The organism is Rhizobium sp. F40D2 (genome assembly GCF_051810745.2).
In the GTDB taxonomy this organism is placed as follows: Bacteria; Pseudomonadota; Alphaproteobacteria; order Rhizobiales; family Rhizobiaceae; genus Rhizobium.
This window is the reverse complement of sequence record NZ_CM131436.1, coordinates 839,998-861,044: the sequence shown is the minus strand read 5'-3', so window position 1 is coordinate 861,044 and position 21,047 is coordinate 839,998. Positions and strand designations below refer to the sequence as shown.

Sequence of the window (21,047 nt, the reverse complement as noted above, 5' to 3'; positions counted from 1 at the left end):
TTTATGAGCATTACGCTTTCCCGGTATTTGAAGGATTTCGGTGAGCCGGAACCGTCAACGCCGATCATCGAGATGGATGATTTCGGCGGCGACGGTTTTCCCGAAATGCCGAGCGAACCGGTAGTCGACGTCGAGGCGGAGCGCCGCGATGCCTATGCGCAAGGTCATGCCGCAGCGACCGCGGATTTGACCGAGAAATACCAAGCCGAGGCGCAGACGCTGGCCGAGGTTCACGCGCGTGAACTCGAGGAACTGAAGCTTCGCTACGAAGTCGAGGCGGCAGCGATCATTGCCTCCCGCGTCCGCGATATCGCCGAAGAGGTCGCGCAACTGGTCAGTGACGGTGCCGCCATCGCCATCGCGCCCGTGATGACAGAAGCGCTTGCCGCCAAGGCTGCCGGAAGCCTCGCCGTCCTGCTGCGCGACGCGATCCTCGAGGGTGCTGCCGGACCGATCGTCGTTCGTGGGCCGAGCCGGCTTTTCGATCTATTGACGGCCGAGCTCGGTGAACATGCCGGGGCGGTGCGCCACGTCGAGACGGGCGATATCGACCTTGCCGTCGAAATCGGCGAATCCGTCATCGTCACCCGTATGTCCGCCTGGGCAGCCAGCTTGAAGAAAGTTCTCGAATGAGCGAAGGCGAAAACCACCACCACGGCAAGAACGAGATCATCATCGTCAAAAGACATGGCGGCGGTGATCACGATGGCTCCCATGGCGGTGCGTGGAAAATTGCCTATGCCGACTTCATGACGGCGATGATGGCGTTCTTCCTGGTCATGTGGCTGGTCAATGCCGCCAACGAGGAGACCAAGGCCTCGGTCGCGACCTATTTCAATCCGATCAAGCTCTCCGACGAAAAGCCGACCGAGAAGGGACTGAAGAAACCCGTCGACAACGCCGAAGGCGAGGAGAAGCAGGAGAAGTCGAAACAGAAGGAAGAAAATCCGAACGACGGCAAGGCTTCGGCGGATGGTGACGACCAGACATCGACATCAGGCGACCAGACTAATTATTCCGAGGCCGATTTCTTCGAAAATCCCTATTCGGTTCTGGCCGAGATCGCGCAGGAAGTCGGCCAGCAGGCCAATGTCAGCGCCAAGGGCGATGGCGGCGCCGCCGATTCCGGCCCGGCCACCGGCGCCGATGGCGGCGAAGCCTATCGTGATCCCTTCGATCCGGATTTCTGGACGAAGCAGGTCGAGGTCACGACAGCCGGCAAGTCCGCGCCCGGCAAGAGCGACGAGCAGGTGGCCGAAAGCGCGACAACCGAGGTCGCCAAGGTCGAGGATATGAAGCCGATACCGCTGACCACCGATCAGAAGGCTGCTCAAGAAGCCAAGGGCGCGGCCGAGGCCAAGGACGGCAAGGCGCCGGATGACAAGAAGTCCGGTGGCAAAAAAGCTGACGACAAGAAGGCCGAAGCGCAAAAGGACGCCGATCTTCAGAAGGATGCGGACAAGAGCGCGGCCGAGACCGAACAGCAGCAGCAGAAAGAAGCAGAGCAACTGCAGGAGCAGATCGCCCAGCAGATCGGCGGCATCGCCGGCAAGCTTGCCGAGGGCCTGACCGTGACGGCTTCCGAAGGCGGATTGCTGGTCAGCATCTCCGACCAGAGCGACGACTCGATGTTCAATATCGGTTCTGCGGTTCCCCGCCAGGAAATGGTGCTCGCTATGGAAAAGATCGGCGCGATCCTGAAGGAAAGGGGCGGCGCGGTCGCCATCCGCGGCCACACGGACGGGCGCCAGTATAAGGGGCCGCAGAATGAGAACTGGCGACTTTCGATGGACCGTGCCCAGAGCGCTTATTATATGCTTGTGCGCGGCGGGCTCGACGAAAAACGCATCTCTCAAGTTTCGGGCTTTGCCGACCGCCGACTGAAGCTGCCGTCCGACCCGTTCAACGCGACCAACCGCCGGATCGAGATCCTGGTGCAGGCGGATCGAGGATAACAGGATGGCGCGTCGGCAGCATCGCTATGTCGGATTTGTGGCTCTCGGCCTGGCGATGCTTTCGCCGGCCGCAGCCAGGGCGCAGGATCCGGACGATCTAGCTCCGTACAAGATGCTGCGATCGCTGCAGTTCGTGCAGGATTCCGTCGTCTCCGGCGATCATTCGGCCGGTGAGATGCAGCGCTTCATGCTGGGCACGATCGACGAGCGGCTGCGCAGCGTCGACACGTCGGTCTTCGAAGACGACCGCAACGTCGACGCAGCGCTGATTTACGCGATGAGCGGCGGCAATCCACAGACCCTCGAATATCTGATCGCCCACGACGTCAACGGCTATTTCGACAACCGTGTCACCGATGTGCTCAGAAAATATCTGAGCGGCAAGGGCCTGCTCGTCGCCAAGACGCTGGAGGAGACGGCCAGGGAATACCGCGACAAGAAGATCGGCCCATACCTCGCATTGATCGGCGGCAACGTGCTGATCGCGACGAAGCCGACAGACGCGCTGGATCTTTACGACCAGGCGCGCCTTGCAGCACCCGGTACGATCGTCGAGGAAGCGGCGTTGCGCCGCTCGGTTGCCATCTGCGTCGACAAGGGGATGCTCGAAAGGGGCATGGCCTATTCGCAGCGCTATGTCAGGCGCTTCCTGCATTCGCCCTATGCCAGCCAGTTCGCCGATCTTTTCGTGACGCTCGTCGTCGGCCATGATCACGACGTGAAGCCGCAAGATGTCATCGACATCCTATCCTTCATGGACGCGCCGCGCCAGCGCGAGGTCTATCTGCGCATCGCCCGCGCTGCCGCGATCGCGGGCAAGCCGCAGCTGGCGCATATGGCCGTCGAGCGCGTCCAGGCGCTTGGCGCCGGCACCGACAATGCCTTCGGTCCTCTGGCGGATTTCTATGGCGGCATGGCCGGTCTTCCCACGGAGGATATCGACCGGGCGGCGAAGAATGTCAGCGGCATCGCCGGCGACACGCTTTCACCGCGGGATCAGGCGTTGCAGGAGGCGGCGCGATCGGTTGCCGAGCAGATCCTGCGCGCTCCCGACCCGGCAAGCCTGACGCAAGCCTCGAACCCTAACACTTCCAATCAAGAAATCACTTCTGAAAAGGCTGCGGCTATGGCTCCGCAACCGGGAGCGCCAGGCGCGCTTCCCGAGCCTGTTCCGGGAGGTGTGGCATCGACTGGCCAGAGCCAGGGTACCGACCCCTCATTCAACGCATTTGTGACGACCAATCGGTCCAAGCTCGACGAGATCGACGGTCTTCTGGCGCAAGAAGGCAACGAACAATGATGGATATGAGCGTCTTGGGCGGAGCCGCCGGTGCGGAGTCCGCCGCGGCTGCGAAATCTGCACGGCCGATGGGCAAAGACGATGCCGCCGGCCAGAAGAACGGTTTCTCCGATGCTCTTGCCAAGGCAGGCAACGGCGCCGTCAATGACGACGCTGACGATGCGCAGCCGGATCAGGGTGCGGTTGCCGATGCCGGCACCGAGAAAGCGGCGCGGACGATCCGCAGCCGCGGCGGCGCAAAGCCGTCGATCGATCTCGGCGACGCCTCCTTGAAAGCCCAGGCTGAAGTGCAGCCGGAAACCATCGCCAATGCCGAAAAAAACGCGACAAAATCTGCAAAGGCCACGGTCAAGATGCCGGCGATCTCGCCTTCGGCAAGGTCGACCCGAAAGACCGCTCGACCGAGGTGGTCGTTCAGGCGGCCAAAGGCGGCAAGCACGCCAAGGCAGACGCGTTGGAAAGTGATACGGACAAGGACAGCGAGGACGACGACGGCGGCATTTCCGATGTCCTCGGCTTGCTGAAGCAGAATCCTGCCGACGGCGCGGTCGCTTTGTCGGCCGCAGCAGGCGTCCATCACGCCTCTGCCCAAGCCGACGAAGTCAAGCCGGCGGACAAGAAGATCGAAGGTATCGACGCCAAGGCAGGCGGCTACGCGTCCGACGCCCTGGCGGCCGTCAGCGGCAACGTCGACAGCGGCAAGGCGGATGAGGTGCCCGGATCGGAGAATGCCGAAGCCGCCGACGGCAGGACGTTCAGGATCAGCCGCGCCGATGGCCGTGGCGTATCGATGGATGTTCACCTCGGCACCGATCGGGCCGGGGCTAAGGACAGCGCCAGGAAAGCCGATGTCGAAAACGTTTCGGTTCTCGAATCGCGCCGCTATATCGGCCTGATGCAGAACTCGAATTCCGCCGCCGTGACAGCCGCTCTCTCCGGCGATTCAGAATGGGCGCGCGCCATGGAACCGAGTTCGGCGCTCTCCAATGCGGCGGAATGGACGAGCACCGGCAAGGTGGTCAATACGTTGAAGATCCAGATGAACCCGCTCGATCTCGGCATGGTGACGGCGACCATGCGCTTGTCCGGCGATGCCCTGAATGTCGACCTCAAGGTCGAAACCGGCGCGGCCTACCGTCAGATGAAGGAGGATCACGGCAAGATTCTCGAAGCGCTGCGCAGCCAGGGCTACGCCGTCGACAACGTTACCATCAGCATGGCGCCGGTCGAGCGTAGCGACGCCGGCAACCAGGCAGGCAGCCAGAGCCAGGCCTCGCAGCAGCAATCGCTCGCCCAGCAGGGGCAGGGCGGCGAGGCGCGCGAGCGCCACAATCAGACGGCACAGCGGACGGACGGAGGCTTCAATGGTGCAGGCGAGAGCGGTATTGAAGATGTTTCTGCTGGCCGCAGCGGCGGCACTGGCGGCGTTTACCTCTGAGGCGAAAGCCTCCACTGGCGCCTGTGAACGGGAAATCCAGTCGGCAGCTGCCAAATACGGCATCCCGGAAGGCATCCTCTATTCGGTCGGCCTGACGGAGACCGGACGCAAGGGGTCGCTCTATCCCTATGCGATGAACGTCGAAGGCAAGGCGATCTTTCCGCCCTCCGAGCAGGACGCGATGAGGCAGTTCGATGTCGCCCGCAGCAGCGGCGCCAAGCTCATCGACATCGGTTGCATGCAGATCAACCACTACTACCATGGCGAAAATTTCGGCTCGGCCGAGGATATGTTCGACCCGCATCGAAATGTCGAGTACGCAGCAAAATTCCTCCGCAACCTGCATGACCGTCACGAGACTTGGACGATGGCGGTAGCCAGGTACCATGCAGGTCCCAACAACGACCCCGCGCAGAAGCAATATGTCTGCCGTGTCATCGCCAATCTGGTCGCCACGGGCTATGGCAAGTGGACTCCCAATGCGAGTAACTTTTGCCGAAATTAAATCAACTAGAGATAGAGAAGGCCTATTGTGACCAAACTGTGTCACAATATGGCAGGAATCCGGCGCGAATGGCCTGCGCAAGCCATAATTAAGGGTCTGTTAACTTTTCCACGAAATTTTGGTGTGCATAAACAGCCGGACCCACTAGATATAGATCAAATCGCCACCCGAATCTTAATCAATTATTAGTTTCTGCCATTAACTTTAACGAGTTGTCGCCGATTCGTGCGATTCGTACCCATAGATCATCGAAGTGCCAGACTGATTCGGAGGCGGACGAATGATCGTCGTGGTTGATGAGCGTGAGCTCGTGAAAGATGGATACACATCTCTGTTTGGCCGTGAGGGCATTCCCTCCACCGGCTTTGATCCAGCGGAATTCGGCGAGTGGGTACAGACTGCCGCCGATTCCGATATTGCGGCAGTCGAGGCCTTCCTGATCGGTCAGGGGCAGCGCAGTCTTGAACTCCCCCGGGCAATCCGGGACCGGTCGATGGCGCCGGTGATTGCGGTCAGTGATCAGCCCTCGCTCGAAAACACCCTTGCGCTATTCGATTGCGGCGTCGACGACGTGGTGCGCAAACCGGTTCATCCGCGCGAAATCCTCGCAAGGGCGGCGGCGATCCGGCGTCGGCTGAAGGCGATCGCCAATTACACCGAAATCGGCGGGATCCGCGTCTTCTCGGACGGTCGTGACCCGGAGATCAACGGCGAAGTCTTCGCGCTTCCCCGGCGCGAGCGCCGCATCCTCGAATATTTGATCGCCAATCGCGGTCGCCGGGTCACCAAGACCCAGATCTTCAACGCCATCTACGGCATCTTCGATGAAGAGGTCGAGGAGAACGTCGTCGAAAGCCATATCTCGAAGCTTCGCAAGAAGCTGCGCAAGAAGCTCGGCGTCGACCCGGTCGATTCCAAGCGCTTCCTTGGCTACTGCATCGATTGGGCCTGATTTTCCAGCCGGGCAGCGGCGCCCGGCTGAACCTCAATATTGGCCTCGCAGCGCGCCATGACAGACAGCTTCACGCAAGGCCCGACAAATACTCTCGAGTTTAACAGGTAAAACGAGGTTTTCAGATGAGCATTTTCGGCAGCATGAAGACGGCGGTATCGGGCATGAATGCGCAGGCGAACCGCCTCAGCACTGTTTCCGACAACATCGCCAACGTTAATACCACCGGCTATAAGGCCGTGTCGACGAGCTTTTCTTCGCTGGTCCTGCCTTCCTCGGGCGGTAACTACAATTCCGGTGGCGTTCAGACCTCCGTCCGCCAGGCTGTCTCCGACCAGGGCGACATCTCCTACACCACGTCAACCACCGACCTTGCGATTTCGGGCGACGGCTTCTTCATCGTCCAGGGTGCGGACGGCACACCGGTTTTGACCCGCGCCGGCGACTTCCAGAAGGACGACCAGGGCAATCTCGTCAATGCCGCCGGCTTTCAACTGATGGGTTATTCCTATAACTCCGGCTCTCCTGCCGTTGTCGTCAACGGCTTCGATGGCCTCGTTCCCGTCAACGTCAATCAGCAAGGGTTGACGGCTATTGCGTCGACATCAGGCGTCTTCAAGGGCAACCTCGATTCCAACGCAAGTGTTGCCCCGGTCGCTCCTGCGACACTCCCAAGCGACAACGGCGCTACCGGCACGCCAACAACCGATACCAAGAAGTTCTCGATGGTCGCCTACGACACATTAGGCAACAAGGTGATGTATGACTTCTACTTCACCAAGACCTCGGTTACGACACCGCCGCCGGCAACAGGGACGGCAAGCACCTGGGAGGTTGCAATCTTCCGCAACGCCGATGCAGCGACCGGCGGTACGACTTCCTTCCCCTACACCACCGCCGGCGGCGCTGTCGGCACAACCACGCTCGACTTCGACTCCACCGGAAAGATCACCAACTCAACAGGCCCTGTTACGATCTCCGATCCGGTAACCGGCTTGGATATCGATATGGATCTATCGGGCTTTACCCAGCTCGGCGCCGCCTTTGCCGGCACAGGCACGCCGAATGGCCAGGCCGCAAGTCCGGTCAAGGACGTGACGATCGACGGCGACGGTATTGTATACGCCAAGTATGAAGACGGCAGCACCAAGCCTCTCTACCGCATTCCCCTCGCCAATGTCGCGAGCCCGGACAAACTGACGCTGATGAGCGGTAACGTCTACAGCGCCAACGGCCAGTCGGGCGTCACCGTCACCGGCTTCCCGCAGACCAACGGCCTCGGCACGATCAAGTCGGGCGCTCTCGAAGGTTCGAACGTCGACCTCGCGGGCGAGCTCACCGAGATGATCGAATCCCAACGCAGCTATACCGCCAATTCCAAGGTCTTCCAGACGGGGTCCGACATCATGGACGTCCTCGTCAACCTCAAGAGATAATCAGGGTAACGGGTAAGCCATGTCGCTCACGTCCGCACTTAATACCGCCCAGAACATATTCAACAATACCGGCACGCAAAGCAGTGTCGTATCGAACAATATCTCGAACGCGGGCAATAAAGATTACGTGCGCCGGCAGGCGATGCTCACCACGTCCCTGAACGGCGCGCAGGTCGTCAAGATCGATCGGGCACAGGAAGATGCCCTACTGCGTCAATATCTGAAGACCTCATCGCAGGACAGTGCCCAGCAGGCATTGCTGGGGGGTCTCGAGGACCTAAAGTCGATCATGGGTGGCAATGACTACGAATCGTCGCCATCCACCTATCTCGGTGTTTTCCAGCAGAAGCTTCAGGCCTTTCGCACGACGCCGGGCAGCACGGTCGCCGCCCAGGGCGCCATCACCGCTGCACAGGACGTCGCCAACTCGCTGAACAAGGCCTCCCAATCCGTCCAGGACGTGCGCGCCACCGCCGACAAGCAGATCGCCACCGACGTCGATAAGCTGAATACGCTGCTCAGTGAGTTCGAGAAGGCCAACAACGCGGTGAAGACTGCCACGGCCTCGGGTACGGATGCCTCAGGCGCGCTCGACGAACGGGAGAAGGCTCTCAAGCAGATTTCGCAGATCGTCGGCGTCAATGCGACGATGCGCGACAACAATGACATGGTGCTGAGCACCTCGGACGGGACCATCCTTTTCGAGACGATCCCGCGCAAGGTGACGTTCAAGTCTCAGGATGTCTACAACGCCACCATTACCGGCAATTCGGTTTATATCGACGGTGTAGCGCTTGCGCGCGGCAGCGGATCGACGACGACGGCGCAGGGGAGCCTCCAGTCGCTTCTCCAGGTCCGTGACGAGATCGCCCCGAATTTCCAGAAGCAGCTCGATGAAGTCGCCCGCGGTCTGGTCTCGCTCTTCAAGGAGCAGAACACGGCGGCGGGGCCGGCCTATGTGCCAGGCCTCTTCACCTGGAGCGGCGGCACGGTCGATACCGGTGGCACAGCGATTGCGGGCATGGCCTCGACCATTACCGTCAGCAGCCGCGTCATCACCTCGCAGGGCGGCGATCCGATGCGCCTGCGCGATGGCGGCATCAATGCTGACGGCCTCGTCCTCAATCCCACCGGCCTCAGCGGTTATACGACTGAACTCGACCGTCTCTATACGGCGCTGGGCTCCGACATCGATTTCGATCCGGCGGCAGGACCAGCAGTCGGTTTCGACGCTACGACGGGCATCGATTCTCACGTCAGCATTATGGAGTACGCCACCAATTCCCTCGGCTGGCTCGAGCAGTACCGCAGCAACGCCACGACGGCGGCGGAAAACAGCTCGGCGGCGCTGTCGCGCTCCGACGAAGCCTACTCCAACGAAACCGGCGTCAATCTCGACGAGGAACTGACGCTGCTTCTCGATATCGAACAGTCCTACAAAGCGGCCACCAAGATCCTGAACGCTGTCGACGAAATGCTGAAGTCACTGCTGGATATTGCGAGTTAAGCCATGAAGAGCTCATTTATTTCAAGTTCGGCCATTCAGAATGCGATGCGACTGACGATCCGTCAGGCGCAGAACCAGATGACCAAGGCAACGATGGAAGCAACGACGGGTGTCTATGCCGACATCGGCGTCTCGCTCGGCGGCAATGCCGCCAGAAGCGTCGATTTCAGCCGCGAGGTCGACAGGATCGACTCGATCAAATCGAGCAATTCGCTTGTCACCGCCCGCATGGAATCCTCGCAGCTCGGTCTTTCCAAGATGAAGGACGTCGGCGACGGTCTCGTTTCGAAGTTGACGGCGCTCCAGGGCAGTCACGATCCCGGCAGCGTTACCGTCGCTATCCAGTCTGCGACCAGCGCGCTGTCCACCATGATGGACACGGCCAATACCATGGTGAACGGCGAATACCTGTTCTCGGGCATCAATACCGATGTGCAGCCGCTGACTGACAAAACGACGGCGACGAGCGCGGATATCGTCACCGCGCTGAATACCTTTGCAGGCGCTCTTGTCCCGCCGAAGGCCGTGAGCGATCTCACCGGCGGCGAGATGGAGACCTTCATCACGACGACGGTCGAGCCGATGTTCAGCCAGGCGAACTGGACCAATGCGACGACCGGCTGGTCGCAGGCGTCGAGCCAGAATATGACGAGCCGCATCAGCAATTCGGAAGTGATCGAATCCTCGACCAACGCCAATTCCGAAGGCATGCGCTATATGGCGCTCGCCTCGGTGATGACCTCGGCGCTCCTCGGCCAGAACCTCAGCAGCGATGCGATGAGCACGGTGTCGAAGCAGGCGATCACCTACGCGACGAAGGCGACCAGCGGCCTCGTGACGCAGGCAAGCCAGCTCGGCCTTTCCCAGGAGCGCGTCAAGAAGTCCAACGACGCCCTCGATGCCCAGTCGAACATCATCAAGAACAAGCTCGTCGATCTCCAGGGCGTCGATCCCTACGAGGCGTCGACCCTCGTCAAGACTTTGGAAACGCAGCTTGAAACGGCTTACACGATCGTCTCGAAAATCCAGCAGTTGAGTCTCGTAAACTACCTTTGATGAGCAAAGGCGCGCAAGATTAAGAAGGATGCATGAATGTATCAGTTCTCTTATGCCGAAGTCATGCAAGACTCGGTGGCCGACGCGAAAGAGCGGGAATGGCAGGTTCTTGACCGGTCCATAGCACTGCTGTCGCTGGCGCGCGAAAAAGAAAAATACGGCCGGGAAGCCATCGAAGCCCTGTTTTATACCCGCCGGGTGTGGGTCAGCTTCATCGAGGATCTGAAACATCCCGACAACCAGCTGGAGATCGAGCTCAGGGCCAACCTCATCTCGATCGCGATCTGGATCTTAAAGGAATGCGACAGGATCCGAAAACGTCTGTCGAATAATTATCAGGGCATCATCGACGTTACCACCATCATCAGGGATGGACTTAAATGAAAAGTACACTTCGCATTTCTCTGAAAGCCGGAGAAAGAATCTTCATCAACGGCGCCGTCCTGCGTGTCGACCGCAAGGTCGCGCTGGAATTCCTGAATGATGTGACGTTCCTTCTCGAAAACCACGTCCTCCAGCCGGAAGGGGCCACCACGCCCCTGCGTCAGCTCTATTTCATCGCGCAAATGATCCTCATCAATCCCGAGGGCAAGGACCACTCGACGGCGATGTTCCGCAAGTCGATCACCATGCTGCTTAGCTGCTTCAAAAACGAGGAAATCCTCGCCGAACTGAAGCGCATCGATGCACTCGTCTCGACCGGCCGCGCTTTCGATGCGTTGAAGGCGATCCGTGGCCTCTACGCAATCGAAGACAATATCCTCAACAACCAGGAAATGCCGCCGACGATGGTCGAGCAGATTCGCAGGGAGATTGCACCATGGCGGTAGATGCAGCATCACGCGTCGGCACCACAAACACGACGAGCACGACGAACTCGGCCCAGCAGAAAGCGACGCTGAACTACGACAATTTCCTTCAGCTGCTCATTGCGCAGATGAAGAACCAGGATCCGACCGATCCGGTCGATGCCAGCGAGCAGATGTCGCAGCTGGCAAGTTTCTCGCAGGTCGAACAAACGATCCAGACCAACACCAAGCTGGATACGCTGCTCGCAAGCTCAAGCCTGACCCAGGCCAGCAGCTACGTCGGCAAATACATGGAAAGCGCTGACGGCACCATCAAAGGCACGATCGAATCCGTCAAGGTTTATTCCGACGGCATCATTGCGACGACCACGGATGGCGGTAAGATACTCGTGCAGGCGGGAATCACTGTTGCCGACAAGGCGCCGGCCAGCGACAGCGATACCTGATACCGCGGCGCCGACGCGCCGGGGATACCAATCAATAGCGGCTCGGTCACGACGGGGCTGCTTCGAGGCGATATGAGGTTGCCTTCAGATGAATGAAGCTGATGCATTGGATCTGTTCCAGGCCGCGATCTGGACCGTGCTGATTTCCGCCGGTCCCGCCGTCATCGCCGCGATGGTGGTGGGTCTCGTCATCGCCCTGATTCAGGCCTTGACCCAGGTGCAGGAGGCGACGCTGACCTTCGTGCCGAAGATCGTCGCCGTGCTGATCACGGTCGGCGTCACAGCACCCTTCGTCGGCTCGCAGATCTCGATTTTCACCAACCTGGTCTTCTCGCGCATCCAGTCCGGCTTTTAAAGCAATTCCAGCGAAAGTGCGCAGCGGTTTTGCCAGGCAAAGTGCAAAGCGCTTTTGCCGGGTGATTGCGTAGAAGCAAAGGGGAGCGGTTCTGCGCTTCCATGAAAAGCTGAACCGCACTGAGCCACCTTCGCGCAAGCTTCGCCATTTAATTCTCGATCCGAATTGGGCGGACCGAGTCCGCCTCCTCTCATGAAGAGACGGAACTGTTATGGCGCAACCACCTGCACTCCCCCTTCCGAAAGTCGCCCCAAGCCTGCGCGATGTCGGTTTTGCCCTCGGCATCATCGGCATCATCTGCATTCTCTTCCTGCCGATCCCGCCATTCCTGATCGACATGGGACTGGCCTTCTCGATCGCCTTTTCGGTGCTGATCCTGATGGTCGCGCTGTGGATCCAGAAACCACTCGATTTTTCGTCTTTCCCGACCATTCTGCTGATCGCGACGATGACCCGGCTGGCGCTGAACATCGCAACGACGCGCGTCATCCTGTCCCACGGCAACGAAGGTCACGACGCGGCCGGCGGCGTCATCGCCGGTTTCGCAAGCCTGGTGATGTCCGGCGACTTCGTCATCGGTCTGATCGTCTTCTTGATCCTCATCACCATCAACTTCATCGTCATCACCAAGGGCGCCACGCGTATCGCCGAAGTCGGCGCGCGTTTCACCCTCGATGCCATCCCCGGCAAGCAGATGTCGATCGACGCCGATCTTTCGGCCGGCATCATCGATGAAAGGGAAGCCCAGCGCCGGCGCAGGGAGCTCGAAGAGGAAAGCTCCTTCTTCGGTGCGATGGACGGTGCCTCGAAATTCGTGCGCGGCGATGCCGTCGCCGGTCTGATCATCACCGCCATCAACGTCTTCGGCGGCATCATCATCGGCTATTTCCGTCACGGCATGCCGATCGGCGAAGCGGCCGACGTCTTCGTCAAGCTCTCCGTCGGCGATGGCCTCGTCTCGCAGATGCCGGCCCTCATCGTCTCGCTCGCAGCCGGCCTTCTTGTCTCGCGCGGCGGCACCACCGGCTCAACCGATCAGGCTGTCGTCAACCAGTTGAGTGGTTATCCGCGTGCGCTCTCCGTCTCGGCCGTGCTGATGTTCGTCCTAGCGCTGATGCCAGGTCTGCCCTTCGTGCCTTTCGTGATCCTCGGCAGTCTTCTTGCCTTCGGCGCCTGGTTCATTCCGCGTCAGGTCGAGGCTGAAAACAGGCTTCGCCGCGAGCAGGAGGAAAAGAAGGTCGTCCAGAGCAAAGAGCTGGAAAAGGATTCGGTCAAGTCGGTGCTGCGCACCTCCGAGATCGAGCTCGCCCTTGGCAAGATGGTTTCGACACGCCTGCTCGGCGCCCACCAGGAGCTCGCCTTCCGTGTCGGCAAGATGCGCAAGAAGTTCGCCACGCAATACGGTTTCGTCGTGCCCGAGATCAAGGTCACCGATGATATCGCCATCGCCGAGAAGTCTTACCAGATCCGCATCCACGGCACGACGGTCGCCTCCAACCTGTTACGGGTCGGCGAAGTTCTCGTCGTTACCGGCGCCGGCCGCCGGCCAAGCATCCCCGGCGACGAAATCCGCGAACCCGCCTTCGGCATGCCGGCCGTTTCGATCCTTGAGAACTTCGCCGACGATCTGAAACGCGAGGGCTTCCAGCCGATCGACAACGTCTCCGTCGTGCTAACCCATATGAGCGAGGTCATCCGCAACAACCTGCCGCAGCTTCTGTCTTACAAGGACGTCAAGGTGCTGATCGATCGCCTCGATCCCGAATACAAGAAGCTCGCCGACGAGATCTGCTCGTCGCATATGTCCTATTCGGGCCTGCAGGCGGTGCTCAAACTCCTCCTTGCCGAACGCGTCTCGATCCGCAATCTGCACCTCATCCTCGAAGCAGTGGCCGAACTTGCCCCGCATGTCAGAAAGACCGAGCAGATCGTCGAGCATGTCCGCATCCGCATGGCCCAGCAACTCTGCGGTGACCTCGCCGACAACGGCGTGCTGCGCGTCCTCAGGCTGGGCAGCAAATGGGATCTCGCTTTCCACCAGGCGCTGAAGCGCGACGCCAAGGGCGAGGTGATCGAATTCGACATCGATCCGCGAAGCCTGGAGGAATTCAGCGAACAGGCCACTAAAGTTATCCGTGAGTTCATGGATCGCGGCCTGCCATTCGCACTTGTCACCTCGCCGGAAACACGCTCCTATGTGCGCATGATCATCGAACGGCTGTTCGCCACGCTGCCGGTCCTGTCGCATGTCGAACTGGCCAAGGGCATCGAGATAAAGATTTTGGGCTCTATTTCATGATAACAGACCCGCAAGGGACCGTTCTCGCGCTGTTTCTGGTTTTCTGCCGGATCGGTGGCTGTGTGCTGGCTCTTCCGGGTTTTTCCTCGGCGCGCGTACCCGAACAGCTGCGCGTCTTCATCGCCGTCGCGCTGTCGATCGCCGTCATGCCGCTGCTCTGGGACACGGTCTATCCGGCCGTCCACACCGGTTCCGGAACCTATATCGGCCTGATCGTCAGCGAATCGCTGATCGGCGTGATGTACGGCATGCTGGCGCGGATCTACACGCTAGGCATGCAGTTCGCCGCGACGATCCTCGCCACCATGGTCGGCTATACCCAGCCGGGCTCGGCCGATATCATCGAAGACACGCCGGAGAGCAGCCTTTCGGGCTTCATCACCTTTGCCGGCATCATGATCCTCTTCATCATGGATTTCCATCACATCGTCTTTCGGGCGCTGATCGATTCCTACACAACCATGCCCTTCGGCGGCCTGTTGCAGATGCGCGCGACGCTGATCTCCTTTACCGACACGCTGGAGCAGACCACCTACATCATGCTGCGGCTGTCGAGTCCGTTTTTGATCTACGGCTTGATCTTCAACGTCTCGATCGGCTTCATCAATAAGCTGGCGCCGCAGATCCCGGTCTACTTCATCTCGACGCCCTATCTGCTGATGGGCGGGCTCTTCCTGATCTATTTCTCGATTGCAGCGTTGGTCAGCCAGTTCGGCCAGTCCTTCGGCTCGATCTATATCGGGCGATGAGACGATGATCGAAAAGAACCGCTCCCAGAAGCTCAAGCGATTGCTCTCGGTGCAGCGGCATATCGAAAGGATGGCCGAAAACGATCTGGCCGAAACCAGCCGCCAGCGCGTCGAGGTCAATGCGGCGATGGACGACGTCATCCTCGCACTCGGCTCGATGGACCCGGTCCACCACGCCTTCTCGCAGAATTACGCCGACAGATTCGGCAGGCTTTCGATCAAGGACCTGCAGCTGACCGGCATGCAGGAGGTGCACGAAATGCGGCTGGCGCGTGAGCGCGCCAAGGGCGACCGTTTCGAAGAAGGCATGAAAGAAGCCCTCGAGGCCGAGCGCCGTGAGGCCGACGACAATGCCGTCTACGATGTCATCGATCAGCAATTCGCAACGCCAGCCTCCAGCAAGCTTCGAAACCCATAGTCGTTACGATCTTAATTTAGAGGATTGTAACGTGGCTATTTCGCCCCCCAGTGATCTGGTCCTGGACGTTGTCAAAGCTGCCGACCCCATGGAGGTTCAGGCGGCCCAGGAAAAATTGAAGGCAAATCGTGCGGCCTTTGCCGCAACGAGCCTTGCCGAAAACGGCAAGGGCTTCTCCAATACGGTCGACGTCCTCGACCATATCACCCAGAAGAGCGGCCTCAACAACATCCAGAACCGCACCAAGGCTGAGGAAGTGCCGGAAAGCTACCGGAAATTCGAGGCCATGGTTCTGCAGAATTTCGTCAAGTCCATGCTGCCGAGCGAAAGCGAAGACGTCTACGGCAAGGGCGCGACCGGCGATATCTGGAAAGGCATGATGGCCGAACAGCTCGGCAACACCATGGCCAAGGGCGACGGCATCGGCATCGCCAAGCAGATGTACGCCGAGCAGCTACGCCGGCAGGAAGGCAAGATCGTCAATGCCTCGACGGATAACGATGACCGCAACACTGCGCTCAGCATGATCGACGACTTCCAGCGCAAGACATTTGGTACGCCGACCGCCGAAGCCAAGACCGATAGAGCAGGATGACTTTAGGGCCGTTGGCCTAAAATCTGAATCCTGTTCTCAATGAAATAGTTGGAGCGTGATGCCGTGCGAAACCGCGCACAGTTTTCAGCATCGTGCTCTAAGCGACGCATAACCGGGGGTAAAATGGAAATAGTTTCGAACGAATACAGAATCAAATCCGTTCTCGGACGCCTCGAAATGATCATCGACAATGAGAACACTCGGATCGGCAGCGATCCGCAGTTCGATCTCAAGGTCTCAAATGCGCATAAGAGCCGCTGCCTCTATGAGCTGTCGATGCTCTTTCGCGACACCGATCCGGCCGAGCTTGCCGCTGCTCATCTCGATCAGTTGCACGGCCTGAAGAAGAAGCTGGTTCTCAACGCTCGTCGGGTCGAGGCGCATCTCGAAGCGGTTCGTGCTGTCGCCGATCTGCTGAAGAACGCCGTTCAGGACGCCGATGCCGACGGGACCTATTCCCAGGAACAATTCGCCACGCGTGGAAACTGATGATCAAGCTCGTTCTCACCGGTATCTGGGTTTGCGCCATCACCTTGGCATCGGTCTATTTCTCGGTGTACCTGGCGACCGCGCCGGCGCCCGCGGCAACGGATTCCAAGCAGAACGCGCTCGAACTGGTGAAGGGTGAAACCATCACGGTACCCATCATCGGCAACGGCGCGATCACCGGCTACTTCCTCGGCCGTGTTTCCTTTATGATGAACAAGGAGATGCTGAAGGGCGTCACGCTGCCGCTGGCCGAGATGACCACGGACGAGCTTTTCAGCCTGCTCGTCGGCAACAAGATGGTCGATATCGCCCACATCAAATCCTTCGATCCGAAGGCCTTCCGTGAAGAGATTAAGAAGGGCATGAACGAGCGCCTTGGCGGCGAATATGTCGCCGACGTGATGCTGGAGCAGCTCGACTATCTCTCCAAGGAAGATGTCAAGGAGAGCTCCGCTGGGCAGCCGAAGAAGGTGGGTACACCCGTCAAGATCGTCGAGACCACACCGGCCGGCGAAACGCCGGCGCCGACCGCTCGCTGAGCACGACAATGATATCGACGAAAAACGGCGCCGGAGAGCGCCGTTTTTCGTTGGCGCCCTTGGTTAATAAACCACTTATGCGAGCATGGAAATTCAAGGAATTTTCCTAAGGGTTGTTTGAAGCCGTCCTGTTATACCGGCTGTCACAGCTTGGCATGTGCCGCTTCCGAATTCGGGGCGACACCGTCATGGCGGGACGCGACCGGCGCTTCGAAACCCGGCGCGGAGGTGTGGGCTTGTTTTCCGGGGTGTCGGGCGCATGAAGCATCCTCGGCAGGAGGTAGGAATGAATCTGATTGCAAACTTCGCGGTGCTCGCATCGCGGCGGACGATCTTCGATCTGCCGGTCTGCGATCTTGGCTGGGATGACGCCCTCGTATTTATCAACGAGCTGGCCTCCATTCCCGTCGGCCAGACCGTGGTTTGCTTCGTCAACGCTCACAACATGCTGACCGCGCTTCACGATGACGAATATTACCGGATCATGTCGCACAATCTGGTGCTGCCGGATGGCATCGGTCTCAACATTGCATCGCAGATCGCCCATGGCTCGCCGTTTCCGGCCAATCTGAACGGCACCGATTTCGTGCCGGCCTTCCTCACTTTCATGGAAGCCCCGCGCCGCATCGGTCTGATCGGCGGCACGCGTTCGGTTGTCGAGGCGGCGGCAGAAAATTTCCGCAGGCATACGCCCTGGCATGAATTCGTCGTTGTTTCCGACGGTTATTTCGACAAGGTCGATTCTACTATCGTCACCGAGGAGATCGAGCGCCAGAAGCTCGATATCCTGATCGTCGGCATGGGAACGCCGTTGCAGGAGAAATGGGTCCACGACAATATCCGTGCCGATCATGCGCGCCTGGTGCTGACGGTGGGCGCTCTCTTCGACTTCGTCTCCGGTGCCGTCCCGCGTGCGCCGAGGACGGTGCGGATGATGCGCCTGGAATGGGCCTATCGCCTGCTGCAGGAGCCGACGCGCCTATGGCGCCGCTATGTTATCGGCATCCCGGTCTTTCTTTTCCATGTCCTGCGCTATCGCTTCCGCCGGCGCGAACGAATTCTCAGCCATCCGGAAGAACACAGCACCGCGCTGCAGCCGCGTTCGGAACACAAGAAGGCAAGCTGACGCTGGCGTCTTTCCAAGACACTATGACACTTTGGAATACATCCTTGGATCGGTTCCGATTTGAGAGCTATGCATAGTTCTTGCACGCTGCGGTTAACCATTTCTTTGCCATGAATATTTAGACTGGCTTAATCATCGGCATCCGTGCGGGTGAGCGAATTCGGCCATCATGTGCATGAGATGTGGCGCAAATGTACGATATCAGGGCCAGAAGCAGCTTTCACGATCGCGCGGCCGCCCAGGCGGCGTCGCCCGCACCGGCGCGCGCTGATGACGATCGCTATCGACTGCCTGGGAGCGCGTCCCGGTCGGGCCGGCCTGATATCGCGCTGCCCGAGGCCGAACTGCTGCGCGCCATCGGCCGCGCGCTGGAAGAGCAGCGCGCCAAAGCGGCGCGCACGGCGCCGCTGGTCGATCGCATCGAAACCATCCTCGGCAATCATCTTCGGGCCGCTAACGACATCGGCCACCCGCTTCCGCAGGAAGAGCCGCGCCGCGAAGAACCGGCTGCTCCGGCCGACGCGCCGATAATTTCACCCGAACCGCTGGCCGTGATCCGTGAGGAACCCGCCGGGCCTCGCCCGGCAGCGCCGCGCCGGCGCGGCGGCGGCAGTGCTCTCGCGATCATGGTCGCCACTGCGACGATGATCGGCGCCGGCCTGCCGGTGCTGATGCCGGCTTCGCCGGCCCTCTACCGTGCCGAAGCAACGCTTGCGGTAAAGACCGATGCCGCAAGCCGGGCCGCCTTCACCGAGGCTGCGGCGCAAGGCCTGATGTCGGCACGCGTGGTTGCTTCGACGGTCGCCGCTTTAAAACTCGACCACGATCCCGAATTTGCCGGCCAGAGGGCCAATGCGCTCGGCATTGCGCTCGATCTACTCTCGGCGACAGGGGCAGCGGCCGATCCGGCCTCGCGCGCCGAGGCAACCTTGAAGCATTCGGTCGAGATCCTGCCCGATGCCGCCGCCGGGACGATCCTCGTGCGGGTGACGACCGGCGACAGCGGCAAATCCATGCGCATCGCCGCAAGGCTTGCCGAAGCGGTTTCCCCGGCAAGTGGACCCCGCGGCAACGGCGAAACCGACGCCGCCTTGCGCAAGGCCTATGACGAGGCGAAGGCGGAACTTGCAGCCTTCACGGCAAAAAGCGGCGAGGGCAACGTCAAGGTGGCCGTCGATCTTCGCCGGCAGATCGACGGGCTCGATTCCGATCTGAAACAGGCCGACCAGACCATCCTGGACGCCAAGGCGCAGGCCGACCGGCTGAAAGCCGCCAGACTCGCCGGCGTGCTCGACGGTTCTCTCCCCTCCGATATGCTCTCGCCGGCGCTGCAGGACTGGCGCGACAAATATGCGGTTGCCAAGACAGCGCTTGCGCAGCTTTCGGCCGAACTCGGCCCGCGCCATCCGCGGCTGTTGCAGCAGCAGGCCGAAACCGATGGTCTGAAGGAGAATATGGGCAAGGAGCTGGCCCGTCTTGCCCAGGCCGCCAACGCCGCCGCTAAGGCCGCCCTCGATGCGCGCAAGGCCCTGAACGACCGGCGCAACACGCTGATTGCGCAAAGCCGGGATACCGGCGTCGATCTTGCCCGGCTGACCGAGCTCAGCGAGAAAGCGACCGCCGCGCGTTCGCGCCTGGACGATGCGGCCCCAGCCTCAGCGGGAACGGTCGCCGACGGCCACATCACTCTGATGAAGCCGGCGCTGGCAACGGCGGTATCGGCGCCCGACGGCCTGACCGGCCGCTCGCTGGCCGGTGCTGCCGCGGGTTTCGCCGCCGGCCTTGCTGTGGCTCTCGTGCTGCGCCTGCGTAAACCCGTGGCCGCAGCCGAAGAGGAAATGCCGCGGTCCCAACCACTGTCTTCGCCGCAGCCGCCGGCACCGCAACCGGTCCCGACCGAGGTCGACGAGATGGAGGCGCTGCGCTCCGAAATCTCCGGCCTGCGCGACCGGCTTCTTGTTCATGGCCTCGAGGCGCGGCAGCCGCTGCGCTGAACGGTCATTTCCTTGCATTTTTGATATTGCCTTGCTGCTTTCCGACAGGATAGGGCGTTAGCGGGCATTTGACGCTCGCCGACTATCCATAGATTGGCGCGAAACAGGGCGGAGAGACGCGTGACGACAGTAATCGACGGCAAGAACGTAGCTGCATCGGTCATTCAGACGGTCAAGAGTGCGACGGCGGCGCTGGAAAAGAGCAGCGGCGTCACCACCGGTCTTGCGGTCGTCATCGTCGGTGACGATCCGGCAAGTCACGCCTATGTCGGCTCCAAGGGCCGCATGGCCAAGGAATGCGGCTTCAAATCGGTCCAGCACACACTGCCGGCCGAGACCAGCCAGGAGGAGCTGGCAGCCCTCGTCGCCACCCTCAACGCCGATCCGTCGATCCACGGCATCCTGGTCCAATTGCCGCTGCCGAAGCCGCTCGACAGCGAGCCGATCATCCAGGCGATCCTGCCGGAAAAGGATGTCGACGGCTTGAGCATTGCCAATGCCGGCAAGCTTGCCATCGGCGACCTGAAAACCGGACTGGTCTCCTGCACGCCGGCCGGCGCCATGGTCTTCGTCCGCCGCACCCATGGCGAGGATCTTTCCGGCCTCAACGCCGTCGTCATCGGCCGCTCCAACCTGTTCGGCAAGCCGATGGCGCAATTGCTGCTCAACGCCAATGCGACGGTGACGATCGCGCATTCCAGAACCAAGAACCTCGCCGAGGTCTGCCGCAATGCCGACATTCTGGTCGCCGCCGTCGGCCGGCCTGAGATGGTCAAGGCCGATTGGGTCAAGCCGGGTGCGACGGTCATCGACGTTGGCATCAATCGCGTGCCAGCCCCCGAAAGGGGCGAGGGCAAGACCCGGCTCGTCGGCGACGTCGCCTTCGACGAGGTCTTTGCGGTCGCCGGCACCATCACCCCGGTTCCCGGCGGTGTCGGGCCGATGACCATCGCAATGCTGATGGCCAATACCGTCATCGCCGCCCATCGCGCTGCAGGGCAGACCCCGCCGCAGTTCTGATTAGAGCATGTCGCGCAAAAGTGTGCGGCGGTTTTCCCAGGCAAAGCGCGAAGCGCTTT

Annotated in this window: 21 protein-coding genes and 1 pseudogene; all 22 read left to right on the top strand. The window is 60.5% G+C overall.

All coding sequences use genetic code 11. The features are described from left to right. Positions 1-3: 3 nt before the first annotated feature. The 22 genes and pseudogenes from ACS4RS_RS04055 to folD all read left to right on the top strand — a co-directional run bounded on the left by ACS4RS_RS04055 (position 4) and on the right by folD (position 20,988). A complete protein-coding gene (locus ACS4RS_RS04055; RefSeq protein ID WP_439008607.1) occupies positions 4-633 on the top strand; it encodes a hypothetical protein in 630 nt (209 codons plus the stop codon). Beyond that, complete coding sequence (locus tag ACS4RS_RS04050; RefSeq protein ID WP_439008608.1) at positions 630-1,955, top strand: MotB family protein; 1,326 nt, start codon at positions 630-632, stop codon at positions 1,953-1,955. Before ACS4RS_RS04055 ends, ACS4RS_RS04050 begins: the two co-directional genes overlap by 4 nt. Before the next feature lie 4 nt (positions 1,956-1,959). Beyond that, positions 1,960-3,255: a chemotaxis protein MotC gene (motC, locus tag ACS4RS_RS04045; protein WP_439008609.1), complete on the top strand. Its 1,296-nt coding sequence runs from the start codon at positions 1,960-1,962 to the stop codon at positions 3,253-3,255. Next, a pseudogene (gene fliK / locus ACS4RS_RS04040) lies at positions 3,252-4,693 on the top strand (flagellar hook-length control protein FliK). Before motC ends, fliK begins: the two are co-directional and overlap by 4 nt. Next, positions 4,641-5,198, top strand: coding sequence for a transglycosylase SLT domain-containing protein (locus tag ACS4RS_RS04035; protein ID WP_439011759.1), 558 nt, complete (start codon positions 4,641-4,643; stop codon positions 5,196-5,198). Before fliK ends, ACS4RS_RS04035 begins: the two are co-directional and overlap by 53 nt. Before the next feature lie 280 nt (positions 5,199-5,478). Then, entirely contained in the window at positions 5,479-6,150 is a 672-nt protein-coding gene (gene rem, locus ACS4RS_RS04030) for a transcriptional activator Rem (protein ID WP_003588527.1), read from the top strand. A gap of 125 nt (positions 6,151-6,275) precedes the next feature. Further along, complete coding sequence (locus tag ACS4RS_RS04025) at positions 6,276-7,586, top strand: flagellar hook-basal body complex protein (protein ID WP_439008610.1); 1,311 nt, start codon at positions 6,276-6,278, stop codon at positions 7,584-7,586. 19 nt (positions 7,587-7,605) lie between these two features. Then, positions 7,606-9,093, top strand: coding sequence for a flagellar hook-associated protein FlgK (gene flgK / locus ACS4RS_RS04020; protein WP_439008611.1), 1,488 nt, complete (start codon positions 7,606-7,608; stop codon positions 9,091-9,093). A gap of 3 nt (positions 9,094-9,096) precedes the next feature. Further along, positions 9,097-10,149, top strand: coding sequence for a flagellar hook-associated family protein (locus tag ACS4RS_RS04015; protein WP_439008612.1), 1,053 nt, complete (start codon positions 9,097-9,099; stop codon positions 10,147-10,149). A 36-nt stretch (positions 10,150-10,185) separates the two neighbouring features. Then, the gene (flaF, locus tag ACS4RS_RS04010) at positions 10,186-10,533 is read left to right on the top strand and encodes a flagellar biosynthesis regulator FlaF (protein WP_439008613.1); all 348 of its coding nucleotides are present in this window, start codon (positions 10,186-10,188) and stop codon (positions 10,531-10,533) included. Further along, the gene (gene flbT, locus ACS4RS_RS04005; protein ID WP_449313893.1) at positions 10,530-10,979 is read left to right on the top strand and encodes a flagellar biosynthesis repressor FlbT; all 450 of its coding nucleotides are present in this window, start codon (positions 10,530-10,532) and stop codon (positions 10,977-10,979) included. Before flaF ends, flbT begins: the two co-directional genes overlap by 4 nt. Next, positions 10,970-11,404 carry a flagellar hook assembly protein FlgD gene (gene flgD / locus ACS4RS_RS04000; protein WP_439008614.1) on the top strand — a complete coding sequence of 145 codons (435 nt, stop codon included), beginning with the start codon at positions 10,970-10,972 and terminating at the stop codon, positions 11,402-11,404. Before flbT ends, flgD begins: the two co-directional genes overlap by 10 nt. Before the next feature lie 88 nt (positions 11,405-11,492). Beyond that, a complete protein-coding gene (gene fliQ, locus ACS4RS_RS03995; RefSeq protein WP_130823819.1) occupies positions 11,493-11,759 on the top strand; it encodes a flagellar biosynthesis protein FliQ in 267 nt (88 codons plus the stop codon). Positions 11,760-11,970: 211 nt separating this feature from the next. Continuing rightward, positions 11,971-14,058 carry a flagellar biosynthesis protein FlhA gene (gene flhA / locus ACS4RS_RS03990; RefSeq protein ID WP_449313892.1) on the top strand — a complete coding sequence of 696 codons (2,088 nt, stop codon included), beginning with the start codon at positions 11,971-11,973 and terminating at the stop codon, positions 14,056-14,058. Continuing rightward, positions 14,055-14,807: a flagellar biosynthetic protein FliR gene (locus ACS4RS_RS03985; protein ID WP_449313891.1), complete on the top strand. Its 753-nt coding sequence runs from the start codon at positions 14,055-14,057 to the stop codon at positions 14,805-14,807. The genes flhA and ACS4RS_RS03985 overlap by 4 nt, the downstream gene beginning before the upstream one ends. Before the next feature lie 4 nt (positions 14,808-14,811). Beyond that, the gene (locus ACS4RS_RS03980) at positions 14,812-15,225 is read left to right on the top strand and encodes a hypothetical protein (protein WP_439008617.1); all 414 of its coding nucleotides are present in this window, start codon (positions 14,812-14,814) and stop codon (positions 15,223-15,225) included. Positions 15,226-15,256: 31 nt separating this feature from the next. Then, positions 15,257-15,820 (top strand): rod-binding protein, encoded by a 564-nt coding sequence (locus ACS4RS_RS03975; protein WP_439008618.1) that lies wholly within the window; start codon positions 15,257-15,259, stop codon positions 15,818-15,820. 123 nt (positions 15,821-15,943) lie between these two features. Next, positions 15,944-16,309 carry a hypothetical protein gene (locus ACS4RS_RS03970; protein ID WP_049733063.1) on the top strand — a complete coding sequence of 122 codons (366 nt, stop codon included), beginning with the start codon at positions 15,944-15,946 and terminating at the stop codon, positions 16,307-16,309. Then, positions 16,309-16,848: a hypothetical protein gene (locus ACS4RS_RS03965; protein ID WP_439008619.1), complete on the top strand. Its 540-nt coding sequence runs from the start codon at positions 16,309-16,311 to the stop codon at positions 16,846-16,848. Before ACS4RS_RS03970 ends, ACS4RS_RS03965 begins: the two co-directional genes overlap by 1 nt. Positions 16,849-17,134: 286 nt before the next feature. Continuing rightward, a complete protein-coding gene (locus tag ACS4RS_RS03960) occupies positions 17,135-17,974 on the top strand; it encodes a WecB/TagA/CpsF family glycosyltransferase (protein WP_439008620.1) in 840 nt (279 codons plus the stop codon). 191 nt (positions 17,975-18,165) lie between these two features. Continuing rightward, positions 18,166-19,968, top strand: a complete 1,803-nt coding sequence (locus ACS4RS_RS03955; RefSeq protein ID WP_439008621.1) for a succinoglycan biosynthesis protein exop — start codon at positions 18,166-18,168, stop codon at positions 19,966-19,968. Positions 19,969-20,088: 120 nt separating this feature from the next. After that, positions 20,089-20,988: a bifunctional methylenetetrahydrofolate dehydrogenase/methenyltetrahydrofolate cyclohydrolase FolD gene (gene folD, locus ACS4RS_RS03950; RefSeq protein ID WP_449313890.1), complete on the top strand. Its 900-nt coding sequence runs from the start codon at positions 20,089-20,091 to the stop codon at positions 20,986-20,988. The last annotated feature ends 59 nt before the right edge of the window (positions 20,989-21,047 follow it).